The organism is Salegentibacter salinarum (genome assembly GCF_900168115.1).
Classification (GTDB): Bacteria; Bacteroidota; Bacteroidia; order Flavobacteriales; family Flavobacteriaceae; genus Salegentibacter; species Salegentibacter salinarum.
In genome coordinates, this window is record NZ_FUZC01000003.1 from 292,842 (window position 1) to 307,384 (window position 14,543).

Below are 14,543 nucleotides of genomic sequence, written 5' to 3' on the forward strand. Positions count from 1 at the left end.
TAAATAATTTATTAGAATTAAATGAGAAAATATTTTCGTCCCGCCAACTTCCTTAAAATAGTAAGCGCCTGTCTGTTTCTGTTGTTTAGTACTTCAGCAGTGATGGCATCAGATAATTTTAATATCCGCAATTACGGTGCGGTAGGTGATGGGGAGACCCTGGATACAGAAGCTATCAACAAAGCAATAGAAGCGGCTTCTGAAGCGGGAGGCGGCAAGGTTTATTTTCCGGCTGGGACTTATTTAAGTTATTCTATACGGTTAAAAGATGATATTCACCTTTACCTTGGGGCCGGAGCAATTTTAAAAGCAGCAGGAGAAAATGACGGCGGTCGGTACGACGCTCCCGGGGAAGGTGCCGGTAATGAATACCAGGATTATGGGCATAGCTACTGGCGAAATAGCCTAATTTGGGGAGAGAATTTGAATAATATTACTATTTCCGGTCCTGGAGTTATCCAGGGAGAAAACTTGAGCAGAGGTTTTTATGCCTCAGAAAACTGGGATAAAAAAGGAATTCCCGCTGGTAACCTTATGTGGGAAGGTGGAGGAAATAAAGCTATTGGATTAAAATTGTGCACGAATGTGATTCTAAAGGATTTTACGATCATAAAAGGTGGACACTTTGGAATTTTGGCCACAGGAGTAGATAATTTTACTATAGATAATCTTAAAATTGATACCAATCGTGACGGAATAGACATTGATGCCTGCAGGAATGTTCGTATTTCAAATTGTACAGTAAATTCCCCTAATGATGATGCGATTGTTTTGAAGAGTTCTTTCGGACTGGGCTTTGCCCGAGCGACAGAAAATGTGACGATTACCAACTGCCAGGTTTCCGGCTATGATGTGGGAACTATGATTGCCGGCACCTACCAAACAAAAGAAGGTCATTTGGTGCCGGACCAGGAAGGACCTACCGGGCGAATTAAATTTGGAACAGAATCTAATGGCGGATTTAAAAATATTACTATTAGCAATTGTGTTTTTGACCGTTCGCGAGGCCTTGCACTGGAAACTGTGGACGGAGGTCTTCTGGAAGACGTGAATATTAGTAACATTATTATGCGAAATGTTACCAATTCCCCTTTTTTCCTTAGGCTGGCGGGTAGAATGAGAGGGCCTGAGGGTGTAGAGCGGGGAAAATTGCGAAGAGTAAGTATTAGCGATGTGACGGTTTATAATGCCGATTCCCATTTCTCCAGCATTATCAGCGGGATACCCGGCCACGATATTGAAGATATTCGATTTAATAATATTGACATTTGGTATCGTCCGCTGGACTCTGCTAGAACCCAAATCCAGAAAATAGTACCGGAATATGTTAAAACCTATCCTGAACCCGCTAAATTCGGGGTTATGCCTTCCTATGGATTCTTTATAAGGCACGCAAAAGGTATTGAAATGAATAATATCAATATTCATTATACAGGCGATGAGAGCAGACCGGCTATTATTTTGGATGATGTAGAGGAAATAGAATTTAATAATGTAGAAGCACAAAAAGCCGAAAATTCCCCTGTTCTTAAAACCCGAAAATCAAAGGGGATTAAAATCAAGAATAGTAACAGTTTACAAAATTAAGCAGGATCTAATTTAAATATGTTATGTAGCCCGATACTTTATTTATTTGCTTAAAACAAAAGAGACATCGTCTATTTGAGCACTGGCTCCTGCGTCCCCATAAGCATTAAAACCAATTTCTACTTTTTCATTGCTTACCTGAACATTTTCAATTTCTATCGTAATCCATTCATCATTCTGCTCTGTGATCTCTACATTATGGCGTTTTCCTGCACTTTCGGCATACATTCTTAACTTATGAAATTTACCAGTATTTTTAATTTTGGCTGATAATGTATAATAACCGTCTTTTAATTTTACATAAGGTGTAGACTCTATAATTTGGAAAACCTCTCTTTTAAACTCTATATTATCTGAGATATTCAAACTTTTTTCACCTATCACATGTTTTCTGTCTTCTTCTGAATTAAAATAATTTAAAACAGGCGAATCTTCTGATTCAATGACAATTACATTACCCTGGTTTACTTTAGAATACCATCCTAGTAGTTGTTCTTTAATAGGTTTAACAGGACTTGGGATCTGCCTTCTATCAGCTTCAAAACTTGCGTTTTTTACATAATTGTTGTCATCGGCTACTTTCCATTCTCCAGTGGCTTCATTAAGGTTCCAGGAGCTTAAAGAGTTAAAGTAGGGAGTCTCGCCATCAAAAGACATGGGGCACCATTGATTATACCCCAGGCCATTGCCAGCAAAGTCTGCCCAACGATCTCCACAATAGACTACTGTTTCCTGTTTTGATCCTTTTACATTTACAAAAAATCCTGTTTGTGTAATATGTGCATAATCTTCGTAAGTCCCCGGAGTAATCAACATCTTATTTTCAGGGGTATAAGGTCCCTCAATGTTATCGGCCACCAGGTAATAAGCATATGAGGAATCCCAACCATAGAGATTTGACGCAAAAATATAATACTTCCCATTATGTTTAACCATACAATTTCCTTCCCGGCCTTTTCCCTTATATATTTGATTAACATCCAGCAGATCTACTTTTTCATCTTTTACGCCGATCTCAGACAAATATATAATATGTCTACCCTGGCCGTAGGAATATACCAGGTACGAAATTCCCGTATCCGGGTCTGTGAAGACGGTTTGATCTCCGGTATTTGGAGAGCCAATCCTATCGGTCATATCTAAACGATTATGAACCTTGAACGGGCCGGCTGGTGTTGGAGAAAGTGCGATTAAAACTCCAGCATTATGCTGAATAAACATAGCATATTTGTCCATTTCTTCTACGTAAGCAACTCCCATTCTTCCCATCCAATGTGTATTCTCATAGTGATCAGTGACTTCTGATCTCTCCAGGGCATTGCTCTCCAACTCCCAGTTCACCAAATCTGTAGAGGTATAACAAGTAACGGCTTTAATATAATTTCTCTCCTGTGTTACAGACGGATCATCGCGATACAACTCTGCTTCTCTATAATGAACCCCATACCAATAATATTTTTCCACTCCATCTTTTGGATCGGTAAAGGTGAAAATTCCACCTCCCTGGCTATAAATAGGCTCACCGTCTTTGGTGTCCCAGAAAGTATCATTTTTGATGTTGGAGGATTGTGCTTTTAATGTTTGTGAAGTTCCTGATATTAGTCCCCACATAAGGCTTAAAAGTACAATCTGAAAGAAATGTTTTATTGTATGCGTCATCATAATGCATTAATTAATTTTATTATTTCTTGTTTCCTGCAAAAGGCCGTCTGGAACCGTGTTCTCCTTAAAATTACGGGTTGATAGTTTTAGATTGTAATTTAATGTTTCCTGTTTGCAGTCCTTTTCCTGAAACTGACAATTCAATTTCTCCTACGTCGGTAGTTGATTGCACCAGGACCACTAGCTTTCCGCTAAAGGCTTTCATAGTTGGTAAATGGAACATCTCCAAAGAGGTTGGATCTCCATTGGATGCTGCCCGGTATTTGCCGGCTCCATCCACCTTGAAACTCAACTGGTTTGTTGCTGTAGGACAGACATTACCGTCCTTATCTACTACAGAAACTGTAATAAAACTCAGGTCTTCTCCATTGGCTGTGAGATTTGTGCGGTCTGCTTCCAGTTTTAAATGATGTGGTTTCCCTGCGGTAACGATTTCTTTCTCCATTGCCGGCTTATCATTTTCATCGTAAGCGACCACTTTAATTGTTCCCGGCTCATAAAGCACCTCGTTCCACATTAGGCGGTACCTCTCAAGTAGTGAATCTTTCTGTTTTATACGTATTCCCTGGCTTTTTCCGTTAATGAACAACTCTGCTTTATTATAACTCGTGTATACAAAAACAGGCGTAACTTCCCCTTCACGTCCTGCCCAGTTCCAATGAGGAAGGATGTGCAAAGTCTCGTCTTCTGTATTCCAACGGCTTCTGTAGAGATAATAGCGGTCTTTAGGAATTCCGGCGAGATCTATCATACCAAAATAGGAACTCCGGCTTGGCCAGTAGTTATCATAAGGAGTAGGTTCTCCCAGGTAATCAAAACCGGTCCAAACGAATTCCCCTAGCACCCAATCGTGATCGTCCTGTTGTACAAAATCTTCCTCGGGTATGTTGGACCAACTACAGTACTCCAGATCATAGGAAGAAGATTGCAAGTCGGGGTAGGTGATGTCATGGCCTTTTTTCACCGGAAATTTATAGATGCCGCGCGAACTTACCGTAGAAGCGGTTTCTGAACCCAGAATGAAGCCCTGGGGAAAGCTCTCTCGCGCCTCTTCATATAAATGTACGCGGTAGTTCAATCCCGGGATATCCAGTACAGCACCAAAACCGTTTTCCATCACTGCCTTCACCTGGTCCATTCCAACGGTAACCGGCCTTGTAGGGTCTTCCCGATGAAAGATCTCCTGGAGCCAGTGTAGTCGTTTCACACCTTCACTGCCCCATTGATCTGGTACTTCGTTCCCGGCGCTCCACATAATGATACTTGGATGGTTTTTTGTAGCTCTAACAAGGTTCTCCACATCTTTTTCAGCCCATTCATCAAAATGCTGGTTATATCCGTTCTTTACTTTTGGCTTTTTCCACTCATCAAAACTTTCAGCAATCACTAAAAAGCCCATTTCATCAGCTAATTCAAGTTGTTCAAGAGAGGGCATATTGTGAGCAGAGCGAATGGCGTTGCAACCAAGATCTTTTAAGATTGTAAGCTGCCTTTTTAATGCTGCTTTATTTATAGCTGTGCCTATAGGTCCCAGATCGTGATGTAAGCAGACCCCTTTAAATTTAGTAACCTTACCATTCAACTTAAACCCTTCTGGAGTATATTTAAATTCCCGAATCCCAAACCTCATTTCTTGCGAGTCCTTTAGTTCCCCGTCCTTAAAGAGTTTTATTTCTGCGGTATAGAGATATGGGTGGGAAGGCGACCATAAGTTCGGTTCTTCAACGGGGATGTTTTGTTCAACCTCATCCCCGAATCGTTGGGAATTAGAATTAAAAGCTATAGCCTTACCCGTACTGTCTTTAATGGTCGTTTCCACCCGAACATTCTTTCCCTGTACTTTAGATTTGATTTCAACTTTTGCCATTTCTCCAGTTATATAAGGAGTGGTTATGGTAGGGCCCCAATGTTTAAAAGACACTGTGTCTTTTGTTATTAGCTGGACTTTTCTGTATAGGCCAGCCCCGGGATACCACCTCGATGATTGAGATTCGTTTTCCAGTCTTACGGCAAGCAGGTTGTCTTCTCCTATTTTTAATTCTTTACTAATGTCAAAGTAGAAGTAGCTGTAGCCGTATGGTCGATTCCCTATTTTTTTTCCATTTAGAAAAACCTCTGCATTGCTCATGGCTCCATCAAAGGTTAGTAAGATTTGTTTTCCTTCAGCTGATTCTGGAATAGAAAGCACGGTGCGATACCAGCCGGTCCCAATAAAAGGAAGCGAACCTGTTCTACCGGTTTTCTCTGTGGCCACTTCTTCATTGTTCTGCTCAATTTTTACAATTTGTTTGTCTATATCCTTGTTAAATGGGCCGTAGATAGCCCAGTCGTGAGGAATTTGCACGTCCTGCCAGGAAGCATCATTAAAATCTATTTTATAGGCATCTTTATTTTCTCCTTTAAAAAATTTCCAGGTCTTTATATCCTCTATATCTCGTTTCTGCGAAAAAAGGAGGTGTGGGAGTATGAGTATTAACAGGCAGCTTATAGTTTTGTATGTTTTCATAGGGTGGTTTCAATATGGAACTCAAAATTACGAATACCAATATTTGTAAGTAAAAATTCTATATCATCAATTACTATTTATTTCTGTTTTCTAATTAAACCTGGTTTCCGGTAGTAGGCTATAGGGTAAAGATTGGTCCTGGAGGTTTACATAGATAAAATCAAGAGCCACTCCCTGGTCAACCATATATATCTTCAGAATTTGCTTTCCGGCTTCTTGAATTTCAACAGGAATATGGACCTTTGCCAGATTACGAAGAACATTTTGCTTCCATTCCTCACTTCTTCCATATGTCCTGAAATCGACTATTTCAACTGGACCATCATTCCACTGCACCCCTATTCTCATTCCATGTTCATTGGTTAAGGGATGGGTAGGAAGGGCATGTAAGACAAGCTCTGCGTTTTTTGTTAAAGATTCTGTATAGAGGGTATACTCGAGATATGGGGACTTTTCCTGTAGCTGAAGCGTGTCCAACGGTTTTCCTGTTAATGGGAAGGATTGCATCAAATTACGAGAATATCCCAGCCCCGGAATTCTTTCCCACTTAAACTCATCTCTATCTGTTTTTCCGGAATAATTTTCTGCATAAATAACAACCAGCCCGTTTTGTTCTGTAAAGATATTCTCGCCCGTTTCCGCCAGCTTATAGGATCTTAGTTGCATGTTTATTTTGTGGCGACGCTTTCCTAATCTGGGATTTAGCTCTGCATTTTTGGGCCTGTTGACCTGACGCCATTTTTGCCAGTCCACGGCTACAGTAATCCTTTTTTCGGTTATACCATCTTTGGTAAGATTCCCTTTTGTTTCACTTAGTTGCAACCAGCTAGGCACATTCTGCACAGACCACTTCACCGATTTCGGTTGCTTGAGGTAGATGTCAAAAAAGTGATTTTGTGGTGAGTTTTCATAAAATGCCGGGAGTTGAAGATCCTCTACTCCAGAAGCATTTTCAACAGAAATTCCGGCTGCTGTTGAATAATTAGGATCCAGGTAAAAAGAGATTTCAGGTTTATCAAAAACTGGCAGCTTTCGTGGGGCCATATCCATCATTCCTTTCCATTTTCCACCGGATACTTCTTCATTATAACGCCTGGTAATGGAGGCTATACTGTCATAATAAGTGTGAGACAGGTTTTTATATTTTTTAACTATTAGACGATTTTGTTTTAAATATTTAAGAGCAAGATCTCTATAAAGGAATTTCTTGTTCATAAAAGAGGCAGCTTTCACCGGATAATGAACCAATTGAAAATAAGCATCCCTAGTAACTTCCGGGATTTGATGTTGTATCTTCTCTGTCTTTTCTTCTAAAGCTTCGTAGCTATCAATTCGTCTATTGATTTCGTCCCCCCAGGAAAAAGGAGTGTAAGCAGTTGTATCAATTTTGGTAGTTGGTTCAGTTTGGCTCCATCCCATAAATTCAGGCTTACGTTCAAAGGCCAGATTATAGTATTCCTTTTTTATATTCGCGATGGGTTTTCCTTTTGCCTTTCCAAAGGCATTGCTATAGAAGTCTTGCATATGTTTGTCTACATATTCCGGTTCTTCAAACTTTTCAATATCATAAGCCATATCCATAAATAACTGCATATTATATTCAGCAGGTTTTAGATCGCCTACGTTTAAAATCCACATTTTTCTACTGTTGTTTTTATAGGCTTTCATCATTTCATTACGAATCAATGCCGGATGCGTGGTGCTTAACCATTGATAATCGTGAGGGCGGCCCCAATAAGAGGCGTGGTAATAAACTCCGCCTCCACCTTTTCTTGCACGTTCTTCTTCGTTTCCAAGACGTCTTATATAACCATAATTATCATCTGTCCATACTATAGTTACATCTTCGGGTAATTCCAAGCCGTGATCATACACATCCAGAACTTCCTTATAAACAGTAAAAGCCTGTGGCACCCCGGTCACTTCTTTACTACTATAGGTTTTGAGTAATTTCCTTTGATCTTTTAACACGTTTTGGAGGTTTGCTTTCGCTTCTTCAATCCCTTTTACACCTTCCATACCACTATCGTGAATTCCGCGCATTCCAAGCGTGTAAATAGCATCTATATCTTTAGTTTCTTTTACCCGCTCTTCCCAGTATTTATAAACATTTTCTTTGTTTGATAGATAATTAAAGGAACCCATTGGTTCTTTATCCCATTCATCTACATTGTTGCGTAGCATAGGTTCTGCGTGGGAAGTTCCTATCACTATTTGGTATTTTTCCGCCATTTCAGGATTGCCCTGATAATGGAAAAAAGCTTTGGTACTGGGATGCATAGCGGGCCAGATGGTGTTCGCTTTTAGGCGTAGAAGTAATTCGAAGATTTTTGCATAGGTCTTAGGGCCTATGTCCCCAACTTCAGGTTCAAAGGTTTTCTCAGCCCAGGGTTGCAACCCCCAATCTTCGTCGTTTAGAAAAATTCCACGGAATTCCACGGAAGGTTCTTTAGAATAAAATTCTTCCTGTTCAATGATAATTTCCTTTTGTTTTTTTACCGGTACATCGGCCCACCAATACCAGGGGGAAACACCAATTTTTTCTGAAAGTTCAAACACACCATAAGCTGTTCCTCTGGGATCGGTACCTGCAACTACCAGAATTTTCTTGGCCTCATCCTTTACAACTTTATGAAGAAAGCTTTCATTTTGATTTTTAAATTTACGGGGAAGGTCATTAGAACCAACAAATTTTGAGATCAAATCTGAATTCAGCTGGCCTATTACTATAGTATTTCCTTTTGTTTTATTTACATCGGTAGTAACCAATGGTTTTTTATGGCTTACCTTATAAATATCCTCCGCTAAAAGTGAAGCACTTATAGAATCTAAAGGGGAGCCTTTTTTATCGTATAATATGGAAAACTCCGGTGTACCGGTGAAAATTTCAAATTGAGTGTCCTGACTGTAAAGTTTAGGAAAAAGAAATACTAAGAATAGAAATAAGCCTGGCTTTTGTAAAGCTCTAAAATCCCTTATCCGTTTTATAGATTTAAATCTCATTCCTTTTTTTCTTTTATAAAAATATAATCTCTTATTCCAGTTTCTTTAGCTTGTTTTAAATTTTTAGCAATAATAAAAGCATTTAATTCCGCGCCTTCCATATTGGTGTGAGTATGGTCTTTTGGAAAGAATGAGGATACTTCCTCAGGTCCTATTTCTTCATACTTTTTAGCTATGGAATCATTCAAATCAATAAATAAAGCATTCTCCTGTTCGGCAGCTTCCCTCGCCCATTTTCCATAAGAATCGTTAGCCCTTTCAACATTGCCATTGGCCCATTTGTTTCGTGGAATATGACTAAAAACTATAGGCCTGGCTCCTTTTTCTTTAGCTTCACTTATGTATTTCTTCATATACCAGCCATAGGTGTGAACTTCTTCTTTGGAGCCATCTGGTTTTGCGACCTCTTGTATGGAGTCGCTCATTCCTTTTAAAGATGCCCGATGCTTCAGTTTAGTCACATCTCCACCGTCATTATGGCCAAACTGCATCAGGACAAAATCGCCTTCCTTAATACTGTCTTTAATTGCGTCCCAAAGACCTTCATTTCTAAAAGTACGGCTACTTCTGCCGCCACGTGCCTTGTTGATTACATTCACCCTTGTGGTGTCAAAATATTGTTCAATTGGTACGCCCCAGCCCACTGCCTCTTCATCATTATTATTTGCAACCGTAGAATCTCCGATAAGAAAGACATTCTTTTTTGATGGGAGTTCAACCTCAGGATTTTCCAACATATAATCCCTTAGTTTATTCTCACTTGCTTTTATTCCTTCAACTACAATGGACGCAGCAAGTAAAGCACCCCTGGCAGAGGTGTGAGTATGATCACGTCTATAAAAATATTTCCCAGTTACCTGGTCTTCACCTTCTTTTTCGATAGCCATGGCCATCTTCTCATTTAAATCTATAAATGTTACATTCTCTTCTTTAGCAACTTGTTTTGCCCAACCACCATAAGAATCATTATTTCTAGGAACCTTTCCGTTTTTCCAGTTATTGCGTGGAATAGGGGACATTATAATAGGAATAGCTCCCTCCTCCTTAGCGTCTGTAATTAATTTGCGGATATACCAGCCGTAAGAATGAACAATCTCGTGTTCTCCTGTGAGCATGTTATCAATTTCTTCTGATTCATCTCCTATACCCTTTATTGTTCCCCTTGCACGAAAATCATCGTTAATTGGCCCAGCATCATTATGCCCAAACTGAATCAAAACATAATCGCCCTTTTTTAAACTATCCTTTACCGGCTTCCATAATCCCTGGCGCTGGAAAGTACGGCTGCTGGTACCTCCTAAAGCATGATTTTCAACCTCTATTTCGGAAGTATCCAAAAATTGGCCAATATAATCTCCCCAGCCCCACAAGCCGCCGGCTCCGTCTCCCTGACCATTTTTTACGGTGGAATCACCCACTAGGTAAACAGTGGGTTTTTGTTTTTCTGAATTGTTATTGCTACATCCGATCAATAAAATAACTGAAACGACCAGAAAAAAGATTTTTAAACTTTTCATTGTTCTAATTTTTTTCCTGATTTTTTCTGAAATCAAACCATAGTTTCATGGTAATTCCATCGTCTCCGCTTTTAATTCGGATATTCGTCGGTTGGCTGCTTGGTCCTTGATGTTCCAGAGGTTTAAAGGCTCGCATAGCAGGAATTTCATACATAAATGAAATATCTCCTTCCGGGAATTCCGGTTGTGGATGTACTTTAGAAACCGCATGTTCAGGCTCGGCTGGAGTGAATAAGCGCAGGAACATATTATCGTTCTCGCTAAACACCCTGAAGCCTTGATCCCCTGCACTTAAAAATCCACCTAAGAAATTGGCGTGATAACCTTTAAATTCAGGGTAGATGAGATTCTCGTAACTTTCACCGGTAATGGTATTATTATAGTCTTTTTGCCAAATAGAATATTCGGTTCCTTTTAAGCGGTTTTTCCATACACGGTAAGGTCCTTTTCCAAACCATTTAAAACCTTCAACTCCTTCTTCAGGAAAATCAAATGTAATCCCGAATTTATCAATATTCCCTTCGTAAAATGCACCATCAAAACCATCACCTCCCCTTGCATTTGTTAGGGCGGTCATGTGCATATGCAAACGACCGTCTGGGTACATCGTCCACACAATACTTTCTATGCCGCCACCGTATTTAGCCGTAAAAATCGATTTATCCCCATCCTGGCTAATCTGAAAGTTCTGAAATTCGGCCTTCATTCCTATTGGCCGTGGACCATTGTGAAATGGGATTTCGTTTTCACCGCTGGAAACTGATGTAAGTAGACCTGTTGTTTTATCAAAACTTACTTTTATATCATTTCCGGAAAGTGTGATGTTATTTTCGCTTTCTTCAGCAGAAGCAGCTTGTTGGTTCTCTTCATCCAGTAAAAATTTATCGGCGAAATAATCGGCACGGTGAATAGGCCAGGTCCAGGTGTAAATTTCCCTTTCGTGTTGATCCCAGGCTGTAATTTCCAACCAATCACCTTCAAAAAAATTCTCCCCTGGCTGAAAATTGATTTTTCGTGTTTCTCCCGGAACTGCGTCTGGTAAATTTATTTCTCCAGAAGCTATTTCACTTACTTCCGAATCACTGTAAAGTATTTCTTCCGGAGCTTTCATTACCTCGTACTTCATTTTAGCAGAGTTCAGGTTACTAAAGAGGAAGTCGTTTGTCACTAAAAAAGAGCCGTCAAAAGTTTGTGTAATTAAGCGCGGTTCAAACTGGATGGGTGCCCAAACTTCTTTGATTGTATAAAAACTACCTTCTTTTTGACGGTGTGGTCCTAAAATTCCATCGGCGGCAAGGTTTCCTTTGGAGTCATATTTTCTTTCCCCCTCCCAATCGCTTCTTATCACGGCGTTATCACTGAAATCCCATATGAATCCACCGGCAAATAACGGACTCTCTTTATACTTATTCCAGAAATCATCTAAACCGGCACCGTGACCATTATCATAGGTTCCGTGCATAAATTCCGTAGGAAAAAATACATTTTCCCCGGACCCAAAGCGATGCACGCCAGTTTGGTATGTGGGGTAGTGGTGGGTGTCCCAACCGTTAAAATCGGCCCAGGGATGAATAACTATTCTTTTTTGCGGGTCATAATCGTGAAAAACCGAATCCAGTTCATAATTCCAACCTCCTTCATTTCCCTGGTCCCAGATGATAACTGAAGCGCTATTTACATCCCTTTTTACAGTTTCTTTCACCAATTGGCTCCCGGATTCCGTGTCATAAGGGTTTTGCCATCCAGCCAGTTCATTTAAAACAAAAAGGCCTAAAGAGTCGGCGGCTTCCATAAAATGTTTGTCGGCCGGGTAATGAAAACGAACTGCGTTCATATTCATATCCTTGATGAGGTTTACGTCCATTACACTAATGCGTTTGCTGGTGCTTCGGCCAGATTCCGGCCATAATGTATGTCGATTTACCCCTTTCATTAATATTTTCTTGCCATTAACGTAAATACCATCTTTTTTTCTGAATTCCAGGGTTCGAAATCCAATGCGATCTGAAGTTTCGTGCAGCGTTTTTCCGTTTTGGACGAGTTTCAGTTTTAACTCATATAAATTTGGACTTTCAGGATCCCAGGTTTTTACGTTATCCCATTTTGCTTCAATAATTTCTTTCTCAGTGTTCTCTGCAACAGGAAAACTAAAGGTTTCAAATTCTTGGGTTTGTTCTCCTACAGCGGAGATTTTAGCTTCAATTTTCGTATTATCGGGAATGTTTTTTAGGTCTACCTCCGCGGTTAGACTTCCATCCATTTTTGCATCTACCGCAAAATGAACTATATGAGAATTGGGTTTTATTTCCAGCCATACCGGTCTATAAATTCCTCCAAACAGCCACCAGTCCGCTTTGCGTTCCGCGTTATTTACCGTGGGGTTTGCGGAATGTTTCCAAACGTGAACCTCCAGTAAATTTTCTTCACCATATTTTAGAAACTCGGTAATATCATATTCAAATTGGTAAAACCCTCCCTGATGCTTAGGGCCTACCACTTCGCCGTTAATCTTAACCTCGGTATCGGTCATAGCACCACCGAAAACTATTTTAACTGCTTTACCTTTGTTATCGACTGGAACTTCAAATGTATGTTTATAAAAGCCTTCTTCTTTACTGGGTTCTTCCAGGTTTAATTCTTTATACCAACGGCCATAAGTATAAGTTCCAAATCCTTCAATTTCCCATTGGGAGGGAACATTAATGTTGCTCCATTCGTTACTGTTTCTGCCATCACTCACCTTAAAATCCCATTCAACAGGTTCCTCAAAGCTTTTACCTGATAAATAAATTTTCTCTGTTTGTTGTGCGGTAAGTTGTAAGCTTCCTAAAATTAGAAAGGTAAATAGTAAGTGTTTTTTCATATCTATTATACGTTGATATTTTCTTAAATATTCAGTTTACTATGAATGTGGACAATTAAAATTAATTTCCTTCGGGTTTGGTGCTTTCGAAATGAGTACTCAGGGGAACCGTCCAGTTTTTAAGATTATTAGGTTTATTTGAATCATAACGAGAGGTTTCTTCCCTGATGTGATTTTTTAATTCTAAATCAGAATTTCTTATTTCTTCAATAATCGCGAGCGCAATTTCATTGGCGCCAAAACCATTGAAATGTGTATTATCGGATAGTTCTTTATGCTGGCCGGGAAAGGTGTTTTCCTGATAATGTACCAAAGCATTTTTGGAATCTTCCACGCCCCAGGCTTCATACATTTTAGTGGTAATTTTAGTAAGATCTATAATTGGGACGTCCAGTGATTTAGCAACTTTGCGCATAGCATCAGGAAAATTGCCGTGAGTAGGTTCTAATTTTCCTTCTTTATTAAAATGACGACGTTCTGTGGGGGTAAGTAATACCGGGATTCCGCCCTTTTTACGGGCTTCTGTTACGTATTCTTTAAGGAGTTGAGTATACAGGCCATAAGCACCATTTCCTTCTCCCTTTATTTTTGAATCATTATGGCCAAATTCTATAAACAGGTAATCTCCTTGCTGTATAACATTTAGAATTTTTTTTAATCTATTTCTTCCTTTAAAAGAACCCAGCGATTCTCCTGAAGCCGCATAATTAGCTACCACTATATCTGAAGAAAAAAATTGAGTAATCATTTGGCCCCAGGATGCCCAGGGTTCTACATCCTGATCGGTTACCGTAGAATCCCCGGCAAGAAAAATATTTATAAAATCCTCTGCAGGCTTAATGCGAATAGCTTTTACGGCGACTTCCCCGGAAAACTCAAGCGTTAGTTTGTTATCCCAGTTTAGATCATCCTCTTCCCGGGATTTTAAGTTTACCGATTCTTCCTCAGAAATTTTAATTCCTCTTAGATCTACGCTGAATGTTTCGGTTTTAATCCCTCCTTTTTTTACAGAAACCTGGCTGCGCATTAACCGGCGCGATTCCGCTTTTATAGTTGTTTCTGAGGTGCTTTTTTCGCTACCTAAATCGACTTCAATGAAATAATTTCCTTCGGGAAGTTTTATTGAAAAATAAGCAGGAGTAGCAGAGGTAAAAGCATTTTTTTCGAAAACTATATTTTCGCAAGTATTAAAATCGAAGCCATAACCTCTATCCACATGGTAAGAAAGCGGCGATGAGATTGGGATCTCTTTAGATGATTTTTCCAAACCAAAATCAAATGTTTTAACTTCAGCCTGACTATAAACTATCGAGAAGTTTAGAGAAATTAATAAAATTGTAAAAATGAAATTCATCTAAGTCTGATCTAATTTTGATAATCAGCCTAAAATTAATTTAAAGAAGCA

Annotated in this window: 7 protein-coding genes; 1 reads left to right on the top strand and 6 read right to left on the bottom strand. The window is 39.5% G+C overall.

Annotated elements, in window-relative coordinates:
• The first annotated feature begins 21 nt into the window (after window positions 1-21).
• Window positions 22-1,587, top strand: coding sequence for a rhamnogalacturonidase (locus B5X53_RS05820; RefSeq protein WP_101023104.1), 1,566 nt, complete (start codon window positions 22-24; stop codon window positions 1,585-1,587).
• A 42-nt stretch (window positions 1,588-1,629) separates the two neighbouring features.
• Here the strand turns inward: B5X53_RS05820 and B5X53_RS05825 are convergent, their stop codons facing one another.
• From B5X53_RS05825 to B5X53_RS05850, 6 genes are all read right to left on the bottom strand, one after another.
• Window positions 1,630-3,249 (bottom strand): family 43 glycosylhydrolase, encoded by a 1,620-nt coding sequence (locus tag B5X53_RS05825; RefSeq protein WP_101023105.1) that lies wholly within the window; start codon window positions 3,247-3,249, stop codon window positions 1,630-1,632.
• A 70-nt stretch (window positions 3,250-3,319) separates the two neighbouring features.
• Window positions 3,320-5,755 carry a glycoside hydrolase family 2 TIM barrel-domain containing protein gene (locus B5X53_RS05830; protein WP_079712300.1) on the bottom strand — a complete coding sequence of 812 codons (2,436 nt, stop codon included), beginning with the start codon at window positions 5,753-5,755 and terminating at the stop codon, window positions 3,320-3,322.
• A gap of 90 nt (window positions 5,756-5,845) precedes the next feature.
• Window positions 5,846-8,758: a glycosyl hydrolase 115 family protein gene (locus B5X53_RS05835; protein ID WP_079712301.1), complete on the bottom strand. Its 2,913-nt coding sequence runs from the start codon at window positions 8,756-8,758 to the stop codon at window positions 5,846-5,848.
• Window positions 8,755-10,275: a rhamnogalacturonan acetylesterase gene (locus tag B5X53_RS05840; protein ID WP_079712327.1), complete on the bottom strand. Its 1,521-nt coding sequence runs from the start codon at window positions 10,273-10,275 to the stop codon at window positions 8,755-8,757. The genes B5X53_RS05835 and B5X53_RS05840 overlap by 4 nt, the downstream gene beginning before the upstream one ends.
• 4 nt (window positions 10,276-10,279) lie before the next feature.
• Window positions 10,280-13,138, bottom strand: coding sequence for a glycoside hydrolase family 2 TIM barrel-domain containing protein (locus tag B5X53_RS05845; protein ID WP_079712302.1), 2,859 nt, complete (start codon window positions 13,136-13,138; stop codon window positions 10,280-10,282).
• Between the two features lie 61 nt (window positions 13,139-13,199).
• Window positions 13,200-14,492: a rhamnogalacturonan acetylesterase gene (locus tag B5X53_RS05850; RefSeq protein ID WP_079712303.1), complete on the bottom strand. Its 1,293-nt coding sequence runs from the start codon at window positions 14,490-14,492 to the stop codon at window positions 13,200-13,202.
• Window positions 14,493-14,543 lie beyond the last annotated feature (51 nt).

Coding starts and splice junctions, on each gene's coding strand:
- B5X53_RS05820 (WP_101023104.1), top strand. CDS start 22: ATGAGAAAATATTTTCGTCCCGCCAACTTCCTTAAAATAGTAAGCGCC.
- B5X53_RS05825 (WP_101023105.1), bottom strand. CDS start 3,249: ATGATGACGCATACAATAAAACATTTCTTTCAGATTGTACTTTTAAGC.
- B5X53_RS05830 (WP_079712300.1), bottom strand. CDS start 5,755: ATGAAAACATACAAAACTATAAGCTGCCTGTTAATACTCATACTCCCA.
- B5X53_RS05835 (WP_079712301.1), bottom strand. CDS start 8,758: ATGAGATTTAAATCTATAAAACGGATAAGGGATTTTAGAGCTTTACAA.
- B5X53_RS05840 (WP_079712327.1), bottom strand. CDS start 10,275: ATGAAAAGTTTAAAAATCTTTTTTCTGGTCGTTTCAGTTATTTTATTG.
- B5X53_RS05845 (WP_079712302.1), bottom strand. CDS start 13,138: ATGAAAAAACACTTACTATTTACCTTTCTAATTTTAGGAAGCTTACAA.
- B5X53_RS05850 (WP_079712303.1), bottom strand. CDS start 14,492: ATGAATTTCATTTTTACAATTTTATTAATTTCTCTAAACTTCTCGATA.